Here is a 24,187-nt window from a genome sequence, read left to right on the forward strand (position 1 = left end):
ATGGTTGGTCCCGAGTGAAAGTACGCGCTTGTCTGCCAGGCAGGCGTGTGGTGCTACCGAGGAGGATCCATCAGCGCCGAGCCCCGCATCAACGACCGGATTCGCGTTCCCGAAGTGCGTCTGGTCGGTCCCAGCGGCGAGCAGGTCGGGATTGTTCCGCTTGCCAAGGCCCTGGAGCTCGCACAGGAGTACGACCTGGACCTGGTCGAGGTCGCGGCGACCGCCCGTCCGCCCGTGTGCAAGCTCATGGACTACGGGAAGTTCAAGTACGAGTCGGCCATGAAGGCCCGTGAGGCGCGCAAGAACCAGGCGCACACGGTCATCAAGGAGATGAAGCTCCGGCCGAAGATCGACCCGCACGACTATGACACCAAGAAGGGTCACGTCGTCCGGTTCCTCAAGCAGGGCGACAAGGTCAAGATCACGATCATGTTCCGTGGTCGCGAGCAGTCCCGGCCGGAGCTCGGCTACCGACTGCTGCAGCGTCTCGCGGAGGACGTCCAGGACCTCGGCTTCGTCGAGTCGAGTCCGAAGCAGGACGGCCGAAACATGATCATGGTGCTCGGTCCGCACAAGAAGAAGACCGAGGCGATGGCCGAAGCCCGCGAGGCGCAGGCCGCCCGCAAGGCGGAGCGCCAGGGCCACCCGGCCGACGCGGAGGACTCCCCCGAGGAGCCCGTCGCCGAGGCGCCGGCCGAGGAACCCGCCGAGGCCTGATCCCGGGCAGCCCGCCCAGGACTACCGATACACATGACGCTCCCGCGCGCCGGTCTCCGGACCGGCTGGGAGCGCCACTGACGAGGAGATAACGGCGCTATGCCGAAGAACAAGTCGCACAGCGGTGCCAGCAAGCGCTTCAAGATCACCGGCTCCGGCAAGGTGCTCCGTGAGCGTGCCGGCAAGCGCCACCTGCTCGAGCACAAGTCGTCCAAGCTGACGCGTCGCCTCACCGGCAACGCCGAGATGGCCCCGGGCGACGCCAAGAAGATCAAGAAGCTTCTCGGCAAGTGACGTTTCTCCGCCCCCGGTGACCGGGGGCGGAACGTCAAGACCGGGACCTATTCGAATTCGGGCCGTGTGATCACCGACCACGGCCCCGCTACAAGGAGTTAACAAGTGGCACGCGTCAAGCGGGCAGTCAACGCCCACAAGAAGCGCCGGGCGATCCTCGAGGCGGCCTCCGGCTACCGCGGTCAGCGTTCGCGCCTGTACCGCAAGGCCAAGGAGCAGGTCACCCACTCGCTGGTCTACAACTACAACGACCGCAAGAAGCGCAAGGGCGACTTCCGTCAGCTGTGGATCCAGCGCATCAACGCCGCTGCCCGCCAGAACGGCATGACGTACAACCGCCTCATCCAGGGTCTGAAGGCCGCCAACATCGAGGTGGACCGCAAGATCCTGGCCGAGCTCGCGGTCAACGACGCCAACGCGTTCGCCGCGCTCGTCGAGGTCGCCCAGAAGGCGCTTCCGAGCGACGTCAACGCCCCGAAGGCCGCGTAAGCGCCTGACGGCTTGTTGAGCCGGACCGGACCCGCAGGCCATCGGCCTGCGGGTCCGGTGCGTTGAGACCCGGACCCCTGTTCGTCCGCAGGCAGTCTGCGGCTGGTCGCGCAGTTCCCCGCGCCCGTTGCATGCCGCTGCGCGGCGATCCCCTGGGCGCCCCGAAGGGGCGCTTTCAGGGGCGCGGGGAACTGCGCGACCAGCCCCCACGCACCCGCAGACGAACACCGGGCCCAGGCCCCCGCCCCCCTCCCAGAGAGACCGCGAGTACATGCCCACGCCCGAGCTGATCTCCCCGCGCTCCCCCCGTGTCGCCGCCGCCAAGCGGCTCGCGCGGCGTAACTTCCGGGGGAAGGAGCGGCGGTTCATCGCCGAGGGGCCGCAGGCCGTGCGGGAGGCCGTGGAGCACCGCAGCGGCGGTGAGGCGACGCTGACCGAGCTGTTCACCACGATCGAGGCCGCCGAGCGGTACGCGGACATCGTGGCCGCCGCCCGCGACGCCGGTGCCCGGGTGCACTACGCCGACGACGAGGTGCTCGCCGAGGTCTCCCAGACCGTCACCCCGCAGGGCCTGGTCGGCGTCTGCCGCTTCCTGGACTCGCCCTTCGAGGACATCCTCGCCGCGCGCCCCAAGCTCGTCGCCGTCCTCGCGCACGTCCGCGACCCCGGCAACGCCGGCACCGTACTGCGCTGCGCGGACGCCGCCGGCGCCGACGCGGTCGTCCTCACCGACGCCTCCGTGGACCTGTACAACCCCAAGTCGGTCCGCGCCTCGGTCGGTTCGCTCTTCCATCTGCCGGTCGCCGTCGGCGTACCCGTGGAGCAGGCCGTACGCGGGCTGCGGGACGCCGGTGTGCGCATCCTCGCCGCCGACGGCGCGGGCGAGGACGACCTCGACGACGAGCTCGACGCGGGCACCATGGGCGGCCCCACCGCCTGGATCTTCGGCAACGAGGCCTGGGGCCTGCCCGAGGAGACCCGCGCGCTCGCGGACGCCGTGGTGCGCGTCCCGATCCACGGCCGCGCCGAGAGCCTCAACCTGGCGACCGCCGCCGCGGTGTGCCTGTACGCCTCGGCGCGGGCCCAGCGCACCCGCACTCCTCGCTGAGGGGGTCCGCACCGTCACCTCCAGCTAGTAGTGTGACGGGCTCGGGCGCCCACTGTGTGCTTCGGAGAGGTGGGATACGGGGATGGCTGTCGGCGTGAGGACCATCGGCGAGAACGCCCTGGTACGCCCTGCTGCCCAAGGAGCCCCGGGGATAGACCCCGAGGACCTGCCCGACGGTCTCGTCGTCGCCGACGAGAAGGGCCGGGTCGTCTGCTTCAACACGGCCGCCGCCCGGATCACCGCGGTCTCCCCGCGCGACGCGCTCGGCCTGGAGCTGGAGCGCGCGCTGCCGCTGGAGGACCTCAAGGGCCGCCGCTGGTGGCAGCTGACCGATCCGTACGGCGGACTCGCCATCCGCGTCGGCCAGCCCGAGCGCAACCTGCTGCTGCCCGGCGGCCGCGAGGTGCTCGTCTCCGCGCGGTACGTGCGCGAGCACCCCACCGGCCCGGTGCGCCAGGTGGTGGTGAGCCTGCGCTCGACCGAGGCGCGCCGACGCACCGAGCGCTCGCACGCCGAGCTGATCGCCACCGTCGCCCACGAGCTGCGCTCGCCGCTGACCTCGGTCAAGGGGTTCACCGCGACGCTGCTCGCCAAGTGGGAGCGGTTCACCGACGCCCAGAAGCGGCTGATGCTGGAGACCGTCGACGCCGACGCCAACCGCGTCACCCGGCTGATCGCCGAGCTCCTCGACATCTCCCGGATCGACTCCGGCCGGCTGGAGGTGCGCCGCCAGCCCGTGGACATAGCGGCCGCCGTCGGCCGGCACATCCAGGCCCATGTGGCCTCCGGCCAGGTCCCCGACCGCTTCCTGGTGCGCATCCAGCGTCCGCTGCCCGATCTCTGGGCCGATCCCGACAAGATCGACCAGGTCCTGGGCAACCTGCTGGAAAACGCGGTGCGCCACGGCGAGGGAACCGTCACCATCGAGGTGGCACCCGCGCCCGTCCGCATCGACGAGCACGACGAGAAGGGAACGGCCGTCACCGTGAGCGACGAAGGCCCCGGCATCCCCGAGGAGTCGATGGGCCGTGTCTTCACCCGCTTCTGGCGGGGCAGCAAACGCGGCGGCACCGGCCTGGGCCTCTACATCGTCAAGGGCATCGTGGAGGCCCACGGCGGCACCATCGCGGTGGGCCGCGGCTCCGGCGGCGGCGCCGAGTTCCGATTTATCCTGCCCGTCGGCGCCCCGGCCTACCTCCAGTAGCGACCGCCGGGCCGCCCACGGGCGCATCCGCATTCACCCACCCCGTTAGACTCGACCTTTGGCGCGTTCGTGTCCGTGCTGTCGCGCGGCCCAGTCGCGGTCGCGGTGGCGGGACCCCCAGCCAAGCCAATCGGAAGTACGGGAAGAGATGTCGGCACCCAATAAGTCGTACGACCCTGTTGAGGTCGAGGCGCTGAAACCGGAAGAGATCGAGCGCATGCGGGACGAGGCGCTCGCCGCCTTCGCCGCGGCCGGTGATCTCGACGCCCTCGCACACGCGAAGACCGCGCACGCCGGTGGCACCTCGCCCCTGTCGCTCGCCAACCGTGAGATCGGCGCCCTGCCGCCGCAGGCCAAGGCCGCGGCCGGCAAGCTCGTGGGCATGGCCCGCGGCGCCGTGAACAAGGCCCTGGCCGCCCGCCAGGCCGAGCTGGAGGCCGAGCGCGACGCGCGCGTCCTGGTCGAGGAGGCGGTGGACGTCTCACTGCCGTACGACCGTGTACCGGCCGGCGCCCGCCACCCCCTGACCACGCTCTCCGAGCGCATCGAGGACATCTTCGTGGCCATGGGCTACGAGGTCGCCGAGGGCCCGCAGGTCGAGGCCGAGTGGTTCAACTTCGACGCGCTCAACATCGGCCCGGACCACCCGGCCCGCGGTGAGCAGGACACCTTCTTCGTCGAGGGTCCGGACGGCTCAGCCGACTCCGGCGTCGTGCTGCGCACGCACACCTCCCCGGTGCAGATCCGCTCGCTCATCGACCGCGAGCCGCCGGTCTACGTGATCTGCCCCGGCCGGGTCTTCCGCACGGACGAGCTGGACGCCACGCACACCCCCGTCTTCAACCAGGTCGAGCTCCTCGCCGTCGACGAGGGCCTGACCATGGCGGACCTCAAGGGCACCCTGGACCACATGGTCCAGTCGCTCTTCGGCCAGGACATGAAGACCCGGCTGCGGCCGAACTTCTTCCCGTTCACCGAGCCGTCCGCCGAGATGGACATGGTCTGCTACGTCTGCCGCGGCGAGTCCGTCGGCAACCCCGACCGCCCCTGCCGCACCTGCTCCAGCGAGGGCTGGATCGAGCTCGGCGGCTGCGGCATGGTCAACCCGAAGGTGCTCACCGCCTGCGGTGTCGACCCCGGGAAGTACAGCGGATTCGCCTTCGGCTTCGGCATCGAACGCCTGCTGATGTTCCGCCACAACGTCGAAGACATGCGAGACATGGTCGAGGGTGACGTCCGGTTCACCCGGCCGTTCGGGATGGAGATCTGATGCGGGTCCCGCTTTCTTGGCTGCGGGAGTACGTCGACCTGCCGGCGACGGAGACCGGCCGGGACGTCCAGGCCAAGCTCGTGTCCGCCGGTCTCGAGGTCGAGACCGTCGAGCAGCTCGGCGCCGGGCTCAAGGGCCCGCTGGTCGTCGGCCAGGTGCTGACCATCGAGGAGCTGGAGGGCTTCAAGAAGCCCATCCGCTTCTGCACGGTCGACGTCGGCACGGCCAACGGCACCGGCGAGCCGCAGGAGATCGTCTGCGGCGCGCGCAACTTCCAGGTCGGCGACAAGGTCGTCGTGGTGCTGCCCGGCGCCGTGCTGCCCGGCGACTTCGCCATCGCCGCGCGCCAGACGTACGGCAAGACCTCGCACGGCATGATCTGCTCCGGCGACGAGCTGGGCATGGGTGACGACGGCAGCGGCGGCATCATCGTCCTGCCGCCCGAGCACGAGGCCGGCACCGACGCCATCGAGCTCCTGGAGCTCGTCGACGAGGTCCTGGACATCGCCGTCACCGCCAACCGCGGCGACTGCCTGTCGCTGCGCGGTGTCGCCCGCGAGACCGCCATCGCCTACGGCCTGCCGCTGCGCGACCCGGCGCTGCTCGACGTGCCCGCGCCCAACTCGTACGGCTACCCGGTGAAGATCGCCGACCCGATCGGCTGCGACCGCTTCACCGCGCGCACCGTCGTCGGCCTCGACCCCGAGGCGCGCTCCCCGATCTGGCTCCAGCGCCGGCTCCAGAAGGCCGGGATGCGCCCCATCTCGCTCGCCGTCGACGTCACCAACTACGTGATGATCGAGCTGGGCCAGCCGCTGCACGCCTACGACCGCACCCTGGTCGACGGGCCGATCGGCGTCCGCCGCGCCGAGCCCGGCGAGGTGCTCACCACCCTCGACGGCGCCAAGCGCAAGCTGGACGCCGCCGACCTGGTCATCACCGACAACCGGGGTCCCATCGGCCTCGCCGGTGTGATGGGCGGCGCCAACACGGAGATCGCGGACTCGGTCACCGACCCCGAGACCGGACAGGTCCGGGGCACCACCGAGGTGGTCATCGAGGCCGCGCACTTCGACCCGGTCGCCATCGCGCGCACCGCGCGCCGCCACAAGCTCTCCTCGGAGGCGTCCAAGCGCTTCGAGCGCGGCGTCGACCCGCAGGCCGCCTCCGCGGCCGCCCAGCGGACCGTCGACCTGCTGGTGCTGCTCGCGGGCGGCACCGCCGAGGCCGGTGTCACCGAGGTCCTCGCGCCCTCCGCGCCGCGCACCGTCTCCCTGCCCGCCGACCACCCGGACCGGGTGGCGGGTGTGGAGTACGGCCGCGAGACCGTCGTGCGCCGCCTCCAGGAGATCGGCTGCGACGTCTACGGGCAGGACGAGCTCGTCGTCACCGTGCCCTCGTGGCGCCCCGACCTCACCGAGCCGAACGACCTCGCCGAGGAGGTCATCCGGCTGGAGGGGTACGAGAACCTGCCCTCGACCCTGCCGAAGCCGCCCGCCGGCCGCGGTCTCACCGAGCGCCAGCGGCTGCACCGCCGGGTGGGCCGCGCGCTCGCCGGCGCCGGCTACGTGGAGGCGCCGAACTACCCGTTCGTCTCCGAGCAGGTCTTCGACCAGCTCGGCCTGGAGGCGGACGACCCCGCCCGCCGCGTCGTGAAGCTGGTCAACCCGCTCAACGACGAGGAGCCGGCGCTGCGCACCACGCTGCTGCCGGGGCTCCTCACCGCGCTGCGCCGCAACGCCGGCCGCGGCGGGCACGACCTGGCGCTCTTCGAGACGGGTCTGGTGTTCCAGCCCGCCGAGCGCCAGGGCGTCGCCGTTCGGCTGCCCGTCGACCGCCGCCCCACCGACGAGGAGATCGCCGCGCTCGACGCCGTGCTGCCCGCGCAGCCCCGGCACGCGGCCGTGGTCCTCGCCGGGGCGCGCGAGCAGGCCGGCTGGTGGGGCAAGGGCCGTCCGGCGGACTGGGCCGACGCGGTCGAGGCCGCCCGGACCCTGGCCCGCGAGGCCGGCGCGGAGCTCATCGTCCAGCAGGGCCAGTACGGGCCGTGGCACCCGGGCCGCTGTGCCGGGCTGTCCGTCGTCATCGACGGGGAGATCGTCGCGATCGGCCACGCGGGCGAGCTGCACCCGCGCGTGGTCAAGTCGCTGGGCCTGCCCGAGCGCACCTGCGCCATGGAGCTCGACCTGGACCTGCTGGCGAAGGCGGGGGAGGGCGCCCTGCGGGCGCCGCGGATCTCCACCTTCCCGGTGGCCACCCAGGACGTGGCGCTGGTCGTCGACACCGAGGTCCCCTCGGCGGTCGTCGAGTACTTCCTGCGCGGCGGCGCCGGTGAACTCCTGGAGTCCATCCGGCTGTTCGACGTCTACACCGGTGAGCAGATCGGCGAGGGCAAGAAGTCGCTGGCGTACGCGCTGCGCTTCCGCGCCCCCGACCGCACGCTGACCGTCGAGGAGGCCACGGCGGCCCGCGACGCGGCGGTGGCCCTGGCCGCCGAGCGCACGGGAGCGGTGCTCCGCGGGGCGTGACTCCCGCACAGCAGTGAGGAAGGGCGCGTCCGGATCCCGGGCGCGCCCTTCCGGCATCTGCGCCCCTCCCCCGCGCGCCGCTCTCCCGGAATCCCTCCCTTCTCACTCGTTCGGGTGAGAACGGGGAGCGATGTACGCAAACAGGGGCGGCTCCTGGACAGAATCGACCCGGCCGTGAAGGCCGGGGCAGGGGCGAGCGGCGCAGAGGCCAGGGGGGCCGACGGCATGATCCGTACCGGGAGTCGGACCGCTGCGTGCGCGCGAGCCCTCGGCACGGGGCGTGGCCTCGCGCTGGCGCTGCCCGTCCTGTGGCTGGTCCTGGTCGTCGTCTGGCAGCTGACCTGTCCGCTGGTCACCGACGACTCCCTGGGCCTGCGGATCGCCACCTGCGCCGCCTTCCTGATCGCCGTGGTCTGCCTGGTGCACGGCGTACGGCTGGGCGCGGCCCGGGAGTTGCGGCTGGTGCAGGAGGTCGCGGACGCCGCCCAGCGGGTGCTGCTGCGCCCGCCGCCGCCCCGCGTGGCCGGCCTCACGGTGGCCGCGGGCCAGCTCTGCGCGGGCCGCGGCGCGGTGGTCGGCGGCGATCTGTACGAGGTGATGGCCACGCCGTACGGGGTGCGGGTCGTCATGGGGGACGTGCGCGGCCACGGTCTGGGCGCGCTCGGCGCGGTCGCGGCGGTGCTCGGCAGCTTCCGCGAGGCCGCCCACGACGAAGCGGAGCTGGCGGGCGTGCTGCGGCGCCTGGAGCGGGCCCTGCAACGGCACCTGCGCGAACGGGCCCGTACCGAGCACCCGGCGTCCCGCACCGGAGAGCCGGAGAGCCCCCTCGCCGAGGAGTTCGTGACCGTACTGCTCCTGGAGATCCGCGCCGACGGCCTGGTGGTCGGCCTCAACTGCGGTCACCCCTGGCCCTATCGGCTGTGCGGCGGCGCCGAGGCGCTGCTGCCCGGCGACCCGCTGCCGCCGCTCGGCTCCTTCCCCCTCCCCGCCGACCTGCCGCTGCACCGCTGCACCCGGCTGCTGCCGGGGGAGGCGCTGTGCCTGCACACGGACGGCGCCGAGGATGCCCGGGACCGCGCCGGGCGGTTCTTCCGGCTGCAGGAAGTACTCGCCCGGGCGGCCCTGGACACCCCGCTCTCACCCGCCGCGGTGGTCCACTGCGTCCAGCGGGAGCTGCTGCGGCACACCGGCGGACGGCTCGCCGACGACGTGGCGCTGATGGTGCTGCGCAACGACCGGGTGCGCGTGCCCGCGCAGTCCGCTGCCGTTCCCCCCGCGCGGGCCCGGCACTGAGCCGGGCGGGCGTGCGCCGTCGGCCCTGCCGCGGAGTGACGGGCAGTTCGGCAGGGCCGGCGGCGCCGGGAGCGGGCCGCCGCACTGTACGAGGGGGAGCCGGCGGCCCGGCACGCCTCTGTGGAGAGGCAGTTCAGTCAATCGGGAGCCCCACCGCGGCGGCAGAGTGCGCGGCGCATAAATGCGAGCACTCCCATCACACCCCGTGTGAACGCGCCTCCTCTACGCTGGGTCCACCGAGCCAACGGAGGGCCTGATGCAGCCCAATACCCTGCTCGACGCGCTGGTCGACGAGGCGGGCATCTCGAACGCCGGGCTGGCGGCCCACGTGAACCAGGCCGGCCGCGCCCGGGGTCTCGCACTCAAGTACGAACACACCGCGGTGGCCCGGTGGTTGAAGGGCCAGCGGCCGCGCGGACAGGTGCCCGACCTGATCTGCGAGGTGCTCGCGGCCCGGCTGCACCGGCCGGTCACCCTCGACGACATCGGGCTCGGCGTGCCGGGGGAGCCGGCCACGGCCGTGGGTTCGCCGCTCGCCGGGTTCGTGGAGCGGGCCACCGCCCTGTGGCGCTCCGACGAGCAGCAGCGCCCGCACATACTGGGCGCGCCCGCGGTCACCGGCACCCCGGCCGTGATGCCGGTGTGGGAGTGGGAGAACCCGCCGGAGGACACCGACGTGTCCCGGCACGGGCAGACCGCGGTGGGGGAGAGCGACATCGAGATGCTGCGGGCCGCCCGCGCGCACTACGAGCTGATGTACCGCAAGGCCGGGGGCATCGCCACCCGCTCGCGCATCGTGGGCTTCCTCAACGCCGAGACCGCGCCGCTGCTGCGCGGCTGCTACACCGACGCGACCGGCCGCCAGCTGCACCGGGCGACCGGCGGACTGGTCGCGATCGCCGGGATCTGCGCGTACGACTCCAACGCCCAGGGCCTGGCGCAGCGCTACTTCCACCAGGCGCTCAGGCTGGCGAAGGCGAGCGGGGACCGGGGGCTCGGCGCGTACGTGATCGCCCTGCTGGTCAACCAGTCGCTGTTCATGCGCGACTACCGCCAGGCGGTCGCCTTCGCGGAGGCGGCGCTGCGGGCGGCGGGCCACCAGCTCACCGCGGCGCTGGCCGCGGATCTGCACGCGATGCAGGCCAAGGCGTACGCCCATCTCGGCGACGGGCGCAGCGCGCTCGACGCGATCCGCGGCGCCGAGCGGGCCGCCGAGCGCATCCGGCCGAAGAAGGAACCCGCCGAGACCGGCTACGTCCAGCCGGGCCTGGTCAACGTCCAGGTGGCGGAGGCGCTGCTGCTGCTCGGCGATCTGCCGGCCGCGCGCGAGCAGGCGGGACTGGCGGCGCACGCCCCCTCGCACGACCGGGGCAGAGTGCACCGCCTGGCGGTGCTCGCGCAGATCGAGCTCCGGCAGGGCGAGGCGGACCGGGCCGTCGCGACGGCGGTCGAGATGGCCGAGCGGGCCCGGGGGATGGAGTCGCAGCGCCTTCGCGACCGGTTGCGCGTCGTACGCGAGCACCTGGTCGAGAGCGGTTGCGCCGGCGCCGAGGAAGCCGCCGAGCTGATCGACGGGGCACTGCGCGTTCCCCTGTGAGCGCGTGCCTGCTGCGATATTGCCATCCTCTTGTCGGAAGGTGGCAAAAACGTGCAGTGGACGAACCTGAGTGAGCAAACTGTCTATGAGAACCGCTGGTTCCGCGTCAATCTCGCCGATGTCGCTCTCCCGGACGGGCGGCACCTCGACCACTTCCTGATCCGGCTCCGCCCGGTCGCCGTGGCGACCGCGGTCAACGAGGCGAACGAGGTGCTGCTGCTGTGGCGGCACCGGTTCATCACCGACAGCTGGGGCTGGGAGCTGGCCGCGGGGGTCGTCGAGGACGGCGAGGACATCGCGGCCGCGGCCGCCCGGGAGATGGAGGAGGAGACGGGGTGGCGGCCGGGCCCGCTGCGCCATCTCCTCACCGTCGAGCCCGCCAACGGGCTCATCGACGCCCGCCACCACCTCTACTGGTCGGAGACGGCCGAGTACATCGGCCACCCCGAGGACGACTTCGAGTCGTCGCGGCGCGAGTGGGTCCCGCTCAAACTGGTACCCGACATGATCGCCCGCGGCGAGGTCCCGGCCGCCAACATGGCGGCCGGTCTCCTGCTCCTGCACCATCTGCGGCTCGGCGACGGCTGACCGCCGCCGTCCGCCGGTGTTCACCGCCCCAGCGCCTGCCAGACGGCGACGGCCAGCGCGCCGAGGGCGGTGACCGCCGTGAGCGCGGGCAGCGGCCACCTCGTGTGCTCCAGGGACGACAGCCGCACGCCCAGCTCGGCCAGTTCGCGTTCGCTCTGGTCGTCGCGGTGGGTGAGCAGCGTCAACTGCCCGTCGATGCGGGCCAGGCCCACTTCCAGGGAACGGCGTAACTCGAACAGTTCGTCGACGGCCATCGGTAGGCCGGGGTCGCTCGGCACGGCGAGGCTCCTTCGTCGTTGTGGCGGAATGCCATTGACTTTTCGCCAAGGAGTCAACTCGCCCTGCTCCCGGGGCGGGAGAGTGTGCGAAGAGCATATGCGTGCTCGCGCCGCACACCGGGTGTGAACGCGGCGGGCCCGGCCCTCACGCAGAGGAGCCGGGCCCGGCGTCAGCCGTCTCGCGGTGCTCAGGCGTACGTGTAGAAACCGGAGCCGGTCTTACGCCCCAGGCGTCCCGCGTCCACCATGCGCTGCAACAGCGGAGGCGCCGCGTACAGCGGCTCCTTGAACTCGTCGTACATCGAGTCCGCCACCGAGGCGACCGTGTCCAGACCGATGAGATCGGACAGCTTGAGCGGACCCATCGGGTGGGCGCAGCCCAGCTCCATGCCGTTGTCGATGTCCTCACGGCTGGCGATGCCCGACTCGAACATCCGGATCGCGGAGAGCAGATACGGGATGAGGAGCGCGTTGACCACGAAGCCCGAGCGGTCCTGGGCGCGGATCGCGTGCTTGCCGAGGACCTTCTCCACCATGGCCTGGGCCCGGCTGAGAGTGCCCTCGGAGGTGGTGAGCGCGGGAATCAGCTCGACGAGCTTCTGCACCGGGGCCGGGTTGAAGAAGTGGATGCCGATGACCTGGTCGGGCCGCGAGGTGGCCACCGCGAGCTTCACCAGCGGGATGGAGGAGGTGTTGGAGGCCAAGATCGCGTCCGGGCGGGTGACCACCTGGTCGAGGACCTGGAAGATCTCGGTCTTGACCTGCTCGTTCTCCACCACGGCCTCGATGACCAGGTCACGGTCGGCGAACTCGCCCAGGTCGGTGGTGAAGCTCAGCCGGGCGAGCGTCGCGTCGCGCTCCTCCTCGGTGATCTTGCCGCGTTCGGCGGCCTTCGAGAGGGAGTTGTGCAGCCGGGTACGGCCGATCTCCAGGGCTTCGCCGGTGGTCTCGGCGACCTTCACGTCCAGGCCGCTACGGGCGCAGACCTCGGCGATGCCGGCCCCCATCTGGCCGCAGCCCACCACTCCGACGCGTGCAATATCTGCCGTAGGGTCCGTCACTTCGTGCCTTTCGCTTCTGACAGAAAAGTCCCGGCGGGTCCCCCGTATGAGTCCGGCGCCCGACCCGGCCCCACGACGTTACTCCGCGCCTGCGTGGGATCAGGGGGTGGGGCGGGCATGCTGTGCGCAACACCGGACATTCTCGGCGACGAGGGGGGCACCAAGTGGGACGGATCACTCGGCGGGGACTGCTGGCGGCGACGCTCGCGGCCGGTACGGCGGGCGCGGTGAACGCCCTGGTCACCACGGACGCGGCCGCCGCGCAGGGCGTGCCCGGCCCCCTCGCGGCCGCCGGTCCCGGCCGCCCCTGGCACGCGCCGCGCCCCCTGGAGTTCCGGGGGGTGTGGCTGGCGACGGTGTCCAACCTCGACTGGCCCTCGCAACCGGGTCTGCCCCCGGAGCGGCAGGAGGCCGAGCTCATCGCGCACCTCGACCGGGCCGCCGCCCTGCGGCTGAACGTGGTGGCGCTCCAGGTCCGCCCCACCGCCGACGCCCTGTGGCCCTCGCCGTACGAGCCGTGGAGCCAGTACCTCAGCGGTGTCCAGGGCCAGGACCCGGGCTGGGACCCGCTGGGCACGGCCGTCCGCGAGGCCCACCGGCGCGGCCTGGAGCTGCACGCCTGGTTCAACCCGTACCGGGTGGCCAACCACACCGACCCCTCCAGACTCGTGCCGACCCACCCCGCGCGCGTCCACCCCGACTGGGTCGTCGCCTACGGGGGGAAGCTCTACTACAACCCGGGCCTGCCGGAGGTCCGCCGCTTCGTGCAGGACGCCATGCTGGACGCGGTCGCGCGCTACGACGTGGACGCGGTGCACTGGGACGACTACTTCTATCCGTACCCGGTCGCCGGGCAGGCCTTCGCGGACGACGACGCCTACGAGCGCTACGGCGCGGACTTCCCCGACCGGGCCGCCTGGCGCCGCGACAACATCGACCGGCTCGTCCGGGAGACGGCGGAGCGGATCAAGAGCATCCGGGGCCGGGTGAAGTTCGGGATCAGCCCCTTCGCGGTCTGGCGCAACGCGGCCACCGACCCGCTGGGCTCGCCCACCACGGCCGGGGTGCAGACCTATGACGACCTGCACGCCGACACCCGGAAGTGGGTGCGCGAGCACTGGATCGACTACATCTGTCCGCAGGTGTACTGGAACATCGGCTTCCAGGCCGCCGACTACGCAGCGCTGGTGCCCTGGTGGGACGCGGTCGCCCGGGGCAGCGGCACCCAGCTGATCATCGGCGAGGCCCTGTACAAGGCGGGCAACCCGGCGCAGCCGCCCGCCTGGCAGGACCCGGCCGAGCTCTCCCGTCACCTCACCCTCGCCCGGCGGTACCCCTCGGTGCGGGGCCACTGCTTCTTCTCGGCGAAGGACGTGGCGGAGGACCGCATCGGCGCGATGGCGCGGGTGGTCGCGGACCACTACCCCGGCCGGGTGCGGCCATGACCGCGCCGCCCGGCCGGCCGGCCGTCTTCGTACTAGTCGTCCGTGAAGGGCCTGACGACGGTGTCGGGACCCGGGGACATCAGGGTCTCGTGCCCGTCCTCGAAGCGCACCCGGTACGGCGGTGACCCGTCGGGGCCCAGGACCTCGATGACTTCCACGCTCCGGTCGTGCTGTCCGACGGTTCTGCCGTGGACCAGCAGCCGGTCGCCCACGCTCGCTCGCATGGGCCCATTCTAGGGCGGCGGGACCGGGGCGTACCCGTGTGAACGGGCCGTGGACGGCGGCGTGTCGGCGCTTTCAGGCCGACGCGCGCTGGGTCACGGCGATGCAGACCAGCACGCCCGCCGCGGCCAGCGGGGCGGCGGGGGAGAGGTGCTCGCCGAGCAGCAGGACCGCCCAGACCAGGGTCAGCAGCGGCTGCGCCAGCTGGAGCTGGCTGGCCCGGGGCACCCCGATGGCCGCCATGCCCCGGTACCAGACGTACAGCCCGAAGAACTGCGAGCCGGCGGCCACCCACAGCATCCCGAGGACGCCGTGCGCGCCCAGGTGGACCGGCTCGGCGGCGAGGGCCGCGGCCGAGCCGAGGACGGCGAGCGGCAGGGTAAGGATCAGCGCCCAGCCGATCACCTGCCAGCCCGGCATCTCCCGGGCGAGGCGCCCGCCCTCGGTGTACCCGGCGGCGCAGACCAGCAGGGCGGCGAAGAGGTAGAGGTCGCCGGTGGAGAGGGCGCCGCCGCTCTGCTGCACGGTGAAGGCGAGCACCACCCCGGCTCCGGTCAGCGCCGCCGCCCAGAAGGCGCGGGAGGGCCGGCGGCCGGTCCGCAGCGCCGAGAGCGCGGCCGTGGTCAGGGGGAGCAGGCCGACGACGACCGCCGCGTGCGAGGTCGTGGACGTCCGCAGGGCCAGGGTGGTCAGCAGCGGGAAGCCGACGACGGTGCCGGCCGCGACCACCGCGAGCCCCGCCCAGTGCCGGCGCTCGGGCAGCGGCACCCGGCCGACCAGCAGGAAGGCGCCCGCGAGCAGACCGGCGAGCAGGCTGCGGACGGCGACGAGCGACCACGGCCCGAAGCTCTCCAGGCCCCAGGCGGTGGCGGGGAAGGTGAGGGAGAAGGCGACGACGCCGAGTCCGGCGAGGAGCGCGCCCTGCCGGGTGTCGGGGGAGGCCGTCGGTACGGCGGTCGCGGCTGGGGCCGCGGTACTAGCCGGGCGGCTCTCGACCGCTATCGTCGTGCGAGCAGTAGCGCTATCCTGTGCTGTCATGCACGAGCGTAGCAGTGTGGCCGACCTGGCGACCATCCTCAAAGACGACCTCGACCGCTACTCCGTAGGAGGAAAGCTGCCGTCGAGCAGGGCACTCGTCGAGCAGTACCGGGTCTCGCCGGTGACCGTCTCGCGGGCGCTGGCCAGGCTCGCCGCCGAGGGCCTGGTCGTCACCCGGCCCGGCGCCGGCGTCTTCCGCGCCGAGCCCCGCACGCCCGCGACCCGCCCCGGCGACACCTCCTGGCAGGAGGTCTCGCTCAGCGCGGAGGGCGCCACCGACGCGGTACCCCGCGCCGTCGACGCCTCCGGGGTCCTGGCCACCCTCGCCGCACCGCCGCCCGGGGTGATCGAGTTCAACGGCGGCTACCTCGCCCCCGCCCTCCAGCCGGAGCGCGCGATGGCCGCCGCCCTCGCCCGGGCCGGGCGGCGCCCCGGCGCCTGGGGACGGCCGCCCACCGACGGGCTGACCGAGCTGCGCGACTGGTTCGCCCGCGAGATCGGCGGCACGGTCACCGCCGCCGAGGTGCTGATCTGCGCCGGGGGCCAGTCCGCGCTCACCACGGCGCTGCGGGCGCTCGCGGCGCCGGGCGCGCCGGTGCTCGTGGAGTCGCCGACCTATCCCGGCATGCTCGCGGTGGCCCGCGCATCGGGGCTGCGGCCGGTGCCCGTCCCGGTCGACACCGACGGGGTGCGGCCCGACCTGCTCGCCGCCGCCTTCCGGGCCACCGGGGCGCGGGTCCTGGTGAGCCAGCCGCTCTTCCAGAACCCCACGGGCGCGGTGCTCGCCCCCGCCCGGCGGGCCGAAGTGCTGCGGGTGGCGCGGGAGTTCGGGGCCTTCGTCGTCGAGGACGACTTCGCGCGGCTGCTCGTCCACGCGGACGCGGGCCCGCTGCCGGCGCCGCTCGCCGCCGACGACCCCGACGGCGTGGTCGTACACGTCCGCTCGCTCACCAAGGTGGCCTCGCCGAGCCTGCGCGTGGGCGCGCTCGCGGCCCGCGGCCCGGTCCTGGAGCGGCTGCGCGCGATCCAGGTCGTCGACAGCTTCTTCGTCCCCCGCCCGCTCCAGGAGACGGCCCTCGAACTGGTCGGCTCCCCGGCCTGGCCCCGCCATCTGCGGGCCGTCTCCCAGGAGCTGGGGGAGCGCCGCCAGGCCATGGCGACCGCCCTGGCCCGCCATCTGCCCGGCCCCGCCGTGCCCCATCTGCCCTCCGGCGGCTACCACCTGTGGCTGCGGCTGCCGGACGGCACCCCCGAGGCCGCGCTCGCCGCCGCGGCCCTGCGGGCGGGCGTCGCGGTCGCCCCCGGCCGCCCCTACTTCAGCGCCGAACCCCCCGCCGCGCACCTGCGGCTGTGCTTCGCGGGCGTGGCGGGCCGCGCCGAGATCGAGGAGGGGGTACGGCGGCTGCGGACCGCCTACGACGAGGTGGGCGCCGCGACCCCTTGACCGACCGCGCGTCCGGTCGCACGATCACGGCCATGACGGTCCGGCTGACGATGGTCGCGGCGGCGCGCTGCTCGGCGCTGCCGGTCGAACGCTTCGCCGACGACCGCCCGCTCGACGGGGCGGCCCGGCGCGAGGTCGCGCTCGCCGCGCCCTCCCTGGTGCCGCTGGGCGCGGCCGAGCTGCGCTACTGCTCGCCGACCACGCGCAGCCGCGCCACCGGGGAGGCGCTGGGGTACGCGCCGATGGTCCAGCCCGCCCTGCGCGACTGCGACATGGGCCGCTGGCGCGGTTACACCCTGGCCGAGGTCGCGGCCCGGGAGCCGGACGCCGTCGACGCCTGGCTCGCGGACCCGCGCGCGGCCCCGCACGGCGGCGAGCCGCTGCTCGGCTTCATCGCCCGGATAGGGGCCTGGCTGGACACCCGGCCGGCCGAGGACGGCGCGATGGTCGCGGTGGCCGAACCCGCCGTCGTCCGGGCAGCGTTGGTGTACACCCTGAACGCGCCCCCGTCGGCGTACTGGAACGTCGACGTCCGCCCCCTGTCCACGGTCACCCTGACCGGCGGCGCCCACCGCTGGCACCTGAGCCTGCTGAGCCTGGCGGGGTAGGGGGGCGGGTGAGGGTGCGGCTGCGAGTGCCCCCCACGGCGTCCCGAGCCCCCATGGCGCCCTGAGCCTCCACGCCGCCCCGAGTCCCCGCGGCGCCGAGCTGCCCGGGGCCCCGTCCCCTGCTCCGACCGAGCGCTTGCTCCGCCCGAACCCGCCGCCGTGCCGAGCACCGACTCCGCCCGAGCCCCCACACCGCCCGAGCCCCCACATCGCCCCGAGCCCCCACGCCGCCGAGATGCCCCGAGCTCCGTCCCCTGCTCCACCCGAGCGCTTGCTCCGCCCCGAGCCCCGAGCCCCGAGCCCCGAGCCCCGGCCCCGAGTCCCCGAGCCCCGGCCCCCGCCCCACCAGAGCCCCTGCCCCGCCCCCGAACCCCCGTCCCGCTCAGCCGAGCCGTCGCACCACCCGGGCCGGGTTGCCCACGGCGAGGACCCCGCCGGGCAGGTCCCGGGTGACCACCGACCCCGCGCCCACCACGGTGTCCGCCCCGATGCTCACGCCCGGGCAGACGATCACCCCGCCGCCGAGCCACACGTTGTCCCCGATGGTCACCGGCTCGGCCTTCTCCCACCCCTGGCGGCGCCGCTCGGCGTCCAGCTCGTGCGTGGGGGTGAGGAGCTGGACGTTCGGCCCGATCTGGACGTCCCGGCCCACGGTGATCCGGCCGGTGTCCAGGAAGACCGCGCCGAAGTTCACGAACGTACCGGCGCCGATGGCGATGTTGTAGCCGAAGTCGCAGTGGAACGGCGGCCGTATCCGTACGTCCTCGCCCACCTCGCCCAGCAACGCGGTGAGCAACCGGTGCCGTTCGGCGGGCGGGGCGGCGCCCGCCGCGTTGTAGGCGGCGCACCGCGCGATCCGGCGCTCGGTGTCGGCGGCCAGTTCGGGGTCGTCGGGCAGATACCACTCACCGGCCAGCATGCGCCGCTTGTTCTCACCCACGGGAGCCCTCCTCGTCTCGTCCACCAGGATCACCCCTACCTACCCATGGGGCACCGTGCCCGGCCCTTCGCCCTGCGCGAGGTGGGTCACGCCTCCACCGGGAGGCGAGGGCGGCGGTCGCGCACGCCACCGCCTCCGCCAGAACTTCGCGCGCGGCCGCGCCCCTCGATCGGGTGACCGGGCGCCGGGCCGGGGCGCTGGGGCCTCCCCGCCGTCGTAGCGTCCTCGGGTATGACGACGAACCATCCCCGGCACCGCGTGTCCACGCTCCTGGCCGCGGCGGTCGCGCTGACGGCCGCAGGCGTGGTGGCGCCCGTGACGCCGGCCACTGCCGCGGCCGCCGCGAACACCTGCGTGAGCGGCACCACGTTCCACACCCCGGGAGCGGTCTCCTGCGAGCTCCCGAAGGGCGGCCTCACGGTCACGGTGACCGTCATCGGCGCGGGTGGCGGCGGCGGTGGTGGCGGCTACGGCACCGGGGGCGGTGGCGGCGGGGGTGGCGGCGGCGGGCGCATGGAGTGCCACTTCTTCGTCACGCACCCCGACGACGTGCGCCTCACCGTGGGCAGGGGCGGGCTGGTCGGGTCCCGTGGCACCAGCCCGGCACGAGGCGGCTCGGGCCACGGCGGGAAGGGCGGGGACGGCGGCGTCACCTCTGTCGTCCTGGGCGGACGCACCGAGACCATGCCCGGCGGTACCGGCGGCGGAGGCGGACTCCGCTACGTCAGTTTCGGCGGCAACACCGGCGGCGCCGGCGGCCCGAGCCCCAGCACGGGTCCCTGCGGGTACAGCCGTGGGGGCGCGGGGGTCGGCGGCACCAAGGGCCCCGGCAACGACATCGACGGAGGCAAAGGCGGTACCGGCGGAAGCTCCGCCTCACCGGTTCCCCCCTCCTGCCGCGGAGCGGGCCGGGGCGGCGCCGGTGGCGACGCCGGCGGCAAGCGCGCAAGCGAAGGCGAGTACGGCGAAGTCGGGCACGCCGCGTGCGTCGTCCTCAGGTTCCACTGACGGCACCCGGTCAACCCGGCCCCGCACCTTCGCCCGGCACCGGCACCGGCCACCGACCTTTGCATAAAACTGCATTGCTGCGTATAGTCATGCCTCGTTGACGAGGAGGCTTCGATGGCGGTACGAGCGGCAGTGGCCGGGGCGAGCGGGTACGCGGGCGGGGAACTGCTGCGGCTGCTCCTCGCGCACCCGGACGTCGAGATCGGTGCCCTGACCGGCAACACCAACGCCGGGCAGCGGCTCGGCGCGCTCCAGCCGCAGCTGCTCCCGCTGGCCGGGCGCGTCCTGGAGCCCACCACCGTCGAGGTGCTGGCGCGCGGCCACGACGTGGTCTTCCTCGCGCTGCCGCACGGCCAGTCGGCCGCCGTCGCCGAACAGCTCGGCGCGGACGTCCTCGTCGTGGACATGGGCGCGGACTTCCGGCTGAGGGACGCCGCCGACTGGGAGGCGTTCTACGGCTCGCCGCACGCCGGGACCTGGCCCTACGGCCTGCCCGAACTGCCGGGCGGGCGGGCCGCGCTGGAGGGGGCCCGGCGCGTCGCGGTCCCCGGCTGCTACCCGACCGCCGTGTCGCTGGCGCTCTTCCCCGCGTACCAGAGCGGCATCGCCGAGCCCGAGGCCGTGATCGTCGCGGCCTCCGGCACCTCCGGCGCGGGCAAGGCGGCCAAGCCGCACCTGCTCGGCAGCGAGGTCATGGGCTCGATGTCGCCGTACGGGGTGGGCGGCGGGCACCGGCACACCCCCGAGATGGTCCAGAACCTCAGTGCGGTGGCCGGCGAGCGCGTCACCGTCTCCTTCACGCCGACCCTCGCCCCCATGCCCCGCGGCATCCTCGCCACCTGCTCCGCCAGGGCGAAGCCGGGCGTCACCGGGGACGCGGTACGGGCGGCGTACCAGAAGGCCTTCGCCGACGAGCCGTTCGTCCATCTGCTCCCCGCGGGGCAGTGGCCCGCCACCGCGTCCGTGTACGGCTCCAACGCCGCGCAGCTCCAGGTGGCGTACGACGAGGGCGCCCACCGGATCGTGGTGGTCGCCGCCATCGACAACCTGACCAAGGGCACCGCGGGCGCCGCGGTGCAGAGCATGAACATCGCCCTGGGGCTGGAAGAGACCACGGGCCTGACGACGACAGGAGTCGCGCCGTGAGCGACGCGCGCGCGGCCACCGGTCCGCAGTCGACGACGAAAGCCGCAGCGGCGCGCCGCGCGGGCGGAGAAGCGAACGAGGAGAAGCAGTGAGCGTGACGGCAGCCAAGGGGTTCACGGCGGCGGGCATCGCCGCCGGAATCAAGGAGAACGGCAACCCGGACCTGGCCCTCGTGGTCAACCACGGGCCGCGCCGCGCCGCCGCGGGCGTCTTCACCTCCAACCGCGTCAAGGCCGCCCCCGTCCTGTGGTCCGAGCAGGTCCTCAAGGGCGGCGCGGTCACCGCCGTCGTCCTCAACTCCGGTGGCGCCAACGCCTGTACGGGCCCGAAGGGCTTCCAGGACACCCACGCGACCGCCGAGAAGGTAGCCGAGGTCCTCGACGGGCACAGCGCGGGGGAGGTCGCCGTCGCCTCCACGGGGCTCATCGGGGTGACCCTGCCCATGGACAAGCTGCTGCCCGGCATCGAGAAGGCCGCGGCCGAGCTCTCCGCGCACGGCGGCGAGAAGGCCGCCATCGCCATCAAGACCACCGACACCGTCCACAAGACGTCCGTCGTGACGAAGGACGGCTGGACGGTGGGCGGCATGGCCAAGGGTGCCGGCATGCTCGCCCCGGGCCTCGCCACCATGCTCGTCGTCCTCACCACCGACGCCGACCTGGACACCCCGGTCCTGGACCGCGCCCTGCGCGACGCCACCCGGACCACCTTCGACCGGGTCGACTCCGACGGCTGCATGTCCACCAACGACACCGTGCTGCTGCTGGCCTCCGGCGCCTCGGGAACCGCCCCGGAGTACGCGGAGTTCGCCGAGGCCGTCCGTACCGTCTGCGACGACCTCGCCCGGCAGCTCATCGGGGACGCCGAGGGCGCCAGCAAGGACATCCGCATCGAGGTCGTGAACGCGGCTAGCGAGGACGACGCCGTCGAGGTCGGCCGCTCCATCGCCCGCAACAACCTCCTCAAGTGCGCCATCCACGGCGAGGACCCCAACTGGGGCCGGGTGCTCTCCGCCATCGGCACCACCAGGGCCGCCTTCGACCCGGACCGCCTCAACGTCGCCATCAACGGCGTCTGGGTCTGCAAGAACGGCTCGGTGGGCGAGGACCGCGACCTCGTCGACATGCGCTACCGGGAGGTCCGCATCACCGCCGACCTCGCCGCGGGCTCCGCCGAGCCCGTCGTCATCTGGGCCAACGACCTCACCGCCGACTACGTCCACGAGAACAGCGCGTACAGCTCATGAGTACGCGGAAGCACACCGCGCTCCCCAAGGCGCGCATCCTCATCGAGGCGCTGCCGTGGCTGACCCGCCACCACGGCAGGACCGTCGTGATCAAGTTCGGCGGCAACGCCATGGTCGACGAGGCGCTCAAGGCCGCCTTCGCCCAGGACGTCGTCTTCCTGCGGCACGCCGGGCTCAAGCCCGTCGTGGTGCACGGCGGCGGCCCCCAGATCAGCGCCCAGCTCGACCGGCACGGCCTGGTCAGCGAGTTCAAGGCGGGCCTGCGCGTCACCACGCCGGAGGCGATGGACGTCGTACGGATGGTGCTCGCCGGACAGGTCCAGCGCGAGCTCGTCGGGCTGCTCAACCAGCACGGCCCGCTCGCCGTCGGGATGACCGGCGAGGACGCGCACACCATCACCGCCACCCAGCACCGGCCCGAGATCGACGGCGAGCTCGTCGACATCGGACGGGTCGGTGAGATCACCGCGATCGACACCGGCGCCATCGAGGCGCTGCTGGAGGACGGCCGGATCCCGGTCATCTCCTCGATCGCCCGCTCCCAGGACGACGGACATGTCTACAACGTCAATGCTGATACGGCGGCTGCGGCTCTTGCGGCTGCGCTGGGCGCCGAGACCCTGATGGTCCTGACCGACGTCGAGGGGCTTTACGAGGACTGGCCGCACAGCGACGAGGTCATCAGCAGGCTCACCGCGAGCCAGCTGGAGAGGCTGCTGCCCGACCTCTCCAGCGGCATGGTCCCCAAGATGGAGGGCTGTCTGTTCGCCGTGCGCAACGGCGTCACCACCGCGCGCGTGATCGACGGACGCGTCCCGCACTCCATCCTTCTCGAGATCTTCACCGACGAGGGCATCGGCACGATGGTCGTGCCCGACGACCAGCAGGGGGAAGCACAGTGACCGGTCAGGAGCTGGCCCAGCGCTGGCAGCGGGTCATGACGGACAACTACGGCACCCCGAGGCTGACGCTGGTGCGCGGCGCGGGCGCCACGGTGTGGGACGCGGACGGCACCGAGTACACCGACTTCGTCGGCGGCATCGCGGTCAATGCCCTCGGCCACGGCCACCCGGCCGTCGTCGAGGCGGTCTCCCGCCAGATCGCCACCCTCGGCCATGTCTCCAACCTGTTCGCCTCCGAGCCGCCGGTGGCGCTCGCCGAGCGGCTGATCGAGCTGTCCGGACGGCCGGGCCGGGTCTTCTTCTGCAACTCCGGCGCCGAGGCCAACGAGGCCGCCTTCAAGATCGGGCGGCTGACCGGCCGCGGCCACATGGTCGCCACCGAGGGCGGCTTCCACGGCCGGACGATGGGCGCGCTCGCCCTCACCGGCCAGCCGGGCAAGCAGGCGCCCTTCCGCCCGCTGCCCGGCGACGTCACCCATGTGCCGTACGGGGACGCCGAGGCGCTGCGGGCCGCGGTCACCGAGGAGACCGCGCTGGTCGTCATCGAGCCGATCCAGGGCGAGAACGGCGTGGTCGTCCCGCCCCGGGGCTATCTGCGGGCGGCCCGTGAGATCACCGCGGCCACCGGCACGCTGCTGGTCCTGGACGAGGTGCAGACCGGTATCGGCCGTACCGGCACCTGGTTCGAGTACCAGCAGCACGAGGGGGTCCTGCCCGACCTCGTCACCCTCGCCAAGGGCCTCGGCGGCGGTCTGCCCATCGGCGCCACCGTCGCCTTCGGCCCGGCCGCCGAGCTGCTGACGCCCGGTCAGCACGGCACCACCTTCGGCGGGAACCCGGTGGCGTGCGCGGCCGGACTCGCCGTTCTGGACACGCTCGCCGCCGAGGGGACCCTCGACCGCGTGAAGCTGCTGGGCGAGCGGCTGCGGGGCGGAATCGAGGCGCCGGCACACCCGCTGGTCTCCCACGTCCGTGGCGCGGGGCTGCTGCTGGGTATCGTGCTCACCGAGGCCGTCGCCGCCAAGGTGCAGCGGGCGGCCCAGGATGCCGGCTTCCTGGTCAACGCGCCCGCCCCCGATGTCGTACGGCTCATGCCGCCGCTGATCATCGGTGACGCGGAGGTGGACGCGTTCCTCCAGGCGCTGCCCGGTGTCCTCGACGCGAGTGTCAACGGGGACGGACGATCCGGAGAATGAGACGACGATGACCGACGAGGCGCAGGACCAAGAGCTCGGCGGCCCCGCCGTACCGCAGACCCGCACCGCCCGCCACCGCCGGATCGTGGACATCCTCAACCGGCAGCCGGTGCGGTCCCAGAGCCAGCTCGCCAAGCTGCTCGCGGACGACGGACTGAGCGTCACCCAGGCGACGCTCTCGCGCGACCTCGACGAGCTGGGCGCGGTGAAGATCCGCAACACCGGCGGCGAGCTGATCTACGCGGTGCCCAGCGAGGGCGGCTTCCGCACCCCCAAGGCCCCCCTCGGCGAGTCGGCCAAGGAGGAGCGGATGCGCCGGCTCTCCGCGGAGCTGCTGATCTCCGCGGAGGCCTCCGCCAACCTGGTGGTGCTGCGGACGCCACCGGGCGCCGCCCAGTTCCTCGCCTCGGCCATCGACCAGGCCGAACTGCACGACATCCTCGGCACGATCGCGGGCGACGACACCCTGATGCTGATCAGCCGGGACCCGGCCGGCGGCCAGGCCCTGGCGGACCATCTGCTGCGCCTGGCGCAGAACGACCGCTAGGCCGTCCCCGACGGGGGC

At 73.4% G+C, this 24,187-nt stretch carries 24 protein-coding genes; 19 read left to right on the forward strand and 5 right to left on the reverse strand.

What is annotated here, in order from left to right; translation table 11 throughout:
- Positions 1-45 precede the first annotated feature (45 nt).
- The 10 genes from infC to AC069K_RS13815 all read left to right on the forward strand — a co-directional run bounded on the left by infC (position 46) and on the right by AC069K_RS13815 (position 11,088).
- A complete protein-coding gene (gene infC / locus AC069K_RS13770) occupies positions 46-717 on the forward strand; it encodes a translation initiation factor IF-3 (protein ID WP_365110873.1) in 672 nt (223 codons plus the stop codon).
- 99 nt (positions 718-816) lie between these two features.
- Positions 817-1,011 carry a 50S ribosomal protein L35 gene (gene rpmI / locus AC069K_RS13775; protein ID WP_030754426.1) on the forward strand — a complete coding sequence of 65 codons (195 nt, stop codon included), beginning with the start codon at positions 817-819 and terminating at the stop codon, positions 1,009-1,011.
- Between the two features lie 105 nt (positions 1,012-1,116).
- Positions 1,117-1,500, forward strand: a complete 384-nt coding sequence (rplT, locus tag AC069K_RS13780) for a 50S ribosomal protein L20 (RefSeq protein ID WP_003970214.1) — start codon at positions 1,117-1,119, stop codon at positions 1,498-1,500.
- 271 nt (positions 1,501-1,771) lie between these two features.
- A complete protein-coding gene (locus AC069K_RS13785; RefSeq protein ID WP_478615554.1) occupies positions 1,772-2,608 on the forward strand; it encodes a TrmH family RNA methyltransferase in 837 nt (278 codons plus the stop codon).
- 82 nt (positions 2,609-2,690) lie between these two features.
- Positions 2,691-3,812, forward strand: a complete 1,122-nt coding sequence (locus AC069K_RS13790; RefSeq protein ID WP_365110868.1) for a sensor histidine kinase — start codon at positions 2,691-2,693, stop codon at positions 3,810-3,812.
- 148 nt (positions 3,813-3,960) lie between these two features.
- Positions 3,961-5,082, forward strand: a complete 1,122-nt coding sequence (pheS, locus tag AC069K_RS13795) for a phenylalanine--tRNA ligase subunit alpha (protein WP_358835221.1) — start codon at positions 3,961-3,963, stop codon at positions 5,080-5,082.
- Entirely contained in the window at positions 5,082-7,610 is a 2,529-nt protein-coding gene (gene pheT / locus AC069K_RS13800; RefSeq protein WP_365110865.1) for a phenylalanine--tRNA ligase subunit beta, read from the forward strand. Before pheS ends, pheT begins: the two co-directional genes overlap by 1 nt.
- 225 nt (positions 7,611-7,835) lie before the next feature.
- Positions 7,836-8,903 (forward strand): PP2C family protein-serine/threonine phosphatase, encoded by a 1,068-nt coding sequence (locus AC069K_RS13805; protein ID WP_478615558.1) that lies wholly within the window; start codon positions 7,836-7,838, stop codon positions 8,901-8,903.
- Between the two features lie 256 nt (positions 8,904-9,159).
- A complete protein-coding gene (locus AC069K_RS13810; RefSeq protein WP_365110860.1) occupies positions 9,160-10,500 on the forward strand; it encodes an NsdA family TPR-like regulatory protein in 1,341 nt (446 codons plus the stop codon).
- Positions 10,501-10,551: 51 nt separating this feature from the next.
- Positions 10,552-11,088: an NUDIX domain-containing protein gene (locus tag AC069K_RS13815; RefSeq protein WP_358835225.1), complete on the forward strand. Its 537-nt coding sequence runs from the start codon at positions 10,552-10,554 to the stop codon at positions 11,086-11,088.
- Positions 11,089-11,108: 20 nt separating this feature from the next.
- On the opposite strand, the gene AC069K_RS13820 is transcribed toward AC069K_RS13815, so the two are convergent.
- Together AC069K_RS13820 and AC069K_RS13825 are read right to left on the reverse strand one after the other, a co-directional pair.
- Positions 11,109-11,366 (reverse strand): hypothetical protein, encoded by a 258-nt coding sequence (locus tag AC069K_RS13820; protein ID WP_365110857.1) that lies wholly within the window; start codon positions 11,364-11,366, stop codon positions 11,109-11,111.
- A gap of 188 nt (positions 11,367-11,554) precedes the next feature.
- A complete protein-coding gene (locus tag AC069K_RS13825) occupies positions 11,555-12,427 on the reverse strand; it encodes a 3-hydroxybutyryl-CoA dehydrogenase (protein WP_365110854.1) in 873 nt (290 codons plus the stop codon).
- 164 nt (positions 12,428-12,591) lie between these two features.
- Between AC069K_RS13825 and AC069K_RS13830 the strand changes: the two genes are divergently transcribed.
- Complete coding sequence (locus AC069K_RS13830) at positions 12,592-13,872, forward strand: glycoside hydrolase family 10-like protein (protein ID WP_478615563.1); 1,281 nt, start codon at positions 12,592-12,594, stop codon at positions 13,870-13,872.
- A 32-nt stretch (positions 13,873-13,904) separates the two neighbouring features.
- Here AC069K_RS13830 and AC069K_RS13835 read toward each other — a convergent pair whose 3' ends face one another.
- Together AC069K_RS13835 and AC069K_RS13840 are read right to left on the reverse strand one after the other, a co-directional pair.
- Positions 13,905-14,096: a DUF1918 domain-containing protein gene (locus AC069K_RS13835; RefSeq protein WP_358835229.1), complete on the reverse strand. Its 192-nt coding sequence runs from the start codon at positions 14,094-14,096 to the stop codon at positions 13,905-13,907.
- A 73-nt stretch (positions 14,097-14,169) separates the two neighbouring features.
- Entirely contained in the window at positions 14,170-15,132 is a 963-nt protein-coding gene (locus AC069K_RS13840) for a DMT family transporter (protein ID WP_478615566.1), read from the reverse strand.
- On the opposite strand from AC069K_RS13840, the gene AC069K_RS13845 reads away from it, so the two are divergent.
- Positions 15,131-16,576, forward strand: a complete 1,446-nt coding sequence (locus tag AC069K_RS13845) for an aminotransferase-like domain-containing protein (protein ID WP_365110844.1) — start codon at positions 15,131-15,133, stop codon at positions 16,574-16,576. The genes AC069K_RS13840 and AC069K_RS13845 overlap by 2 nt on opposite strands.
- A 32-nt stretch (positions 16,577-16,608) precedes the next feature.
- Positions 16,609-17,184: a histidine phosphatase family protein gene (locus tag AC069K_RS13850; protein WP_365110841.1), complete on the forward strand. Its 576-nt coding sequence runs from the start codon at positions 16,609-16,611 to the stop codon at positions 17,182-17,184.
- A gap of 382 nt (positions 17,185-17,566) precedes the next feature.
- On the opposite strand, the gene AC069K_RS13855 is transcribed toward AC069K_RS13850, so the two are convergent.
- Entirely contained in the window at positions 17,567-18,124 is a 558-nt protein-coding gene (locus AC069K_RS13855) for a sugar O-acetyltransferase (RefSeq protein ID WP_478615570.1), read from the reverse strand.
- Positions 18,125-18,355: 231 nt separating this feature from the next.
- Between AC069K_RS13855 and AC069K_RS13860 the strand changes: the two genes are divergently transcribed.
- From AC069K_RS13860 to AC069K_RS13885, 6 genes are all read left to right on the forward strand, one after another.
- Positions 18,356-19,132, forward strand: coding sequence for a hypothetical protein (locus tag AC069K_RS13860; protein ID WP_478615573.1), 777 nt, complete (start codon positions 18,356-18,358; stop codon positions 19,130-19,132).
- A 114-nt stretch (positions 19,133-19,246) separates the two neighbouring features.
- Positions 19,247-20,278, forward strand: a complete 1,032-nt coding sequence (gene argC, locus AC069K_RS13865) for an N-acetyl-gamma-glutamyl-phosphate reductase (protein ID WP_478615576.1) — start codon at positions 19,247-19,249, stop codon at positions 20,276-20,278.
- Between the two features lie 88 nt (positions 20,279-20,366).
- A complete protein-coding gene (argJ, locus tag AC069K_RS13870) occupies positions 20,367-21,524 on the forward strand; it encodes a bifunctional glutamate N-acetyltransferase/amino-acid acetyltransferase ArgJ (RefSeq protein WP_365110829.1) in 1,158 nt (385 codons plus the stop codon).
- Positions 21,521-22,426: an acetylglutamate kinase gene (argB, locus tag AC069K_RS13875; RefSeq protein ID WP_358835573.1), complete on the forward strand. Its 906-nt coding sequence runs from the start codon at positions 21,521-21,523 to the stop codon at positions 22,424-22,426. The genes argJ and argB overlap by 4 nt, the downstream gene beginning before the upstream one ends.
- Positions 22,423-23,622, forward strand: coding sequence for an acetylornithine transaminase (locus tag AC069K_RS13880; RefSeq protein ID WP_365110825.1), 1,200 nt, complete (start codon positions 22,423-22,425; stop codon positions 23,620-23,622). Before argB ends, AC069K_RS13880 begins: the two co-directional genes overlap by 4 nt.
- A gap of 7 nt (positions 23,623-23,629) precedes the next feature.
- Positions 23,630-24,169 (forward strand): arginine repressor, encoded by a 540-nt coding sequence (locus AC069K_RS13885; RefSeq protein WP_190089598.1) that lies wholly within the window; start codon positions 23,630-23,632, stop codon positions 24,167-24,169.
- Positions 24,170-24,187: the final 18 nt, after the last annotated feature.

It is taken from the genome of Streptomyces sp. NPDC043908 (genome assembly GCF_056435525.1).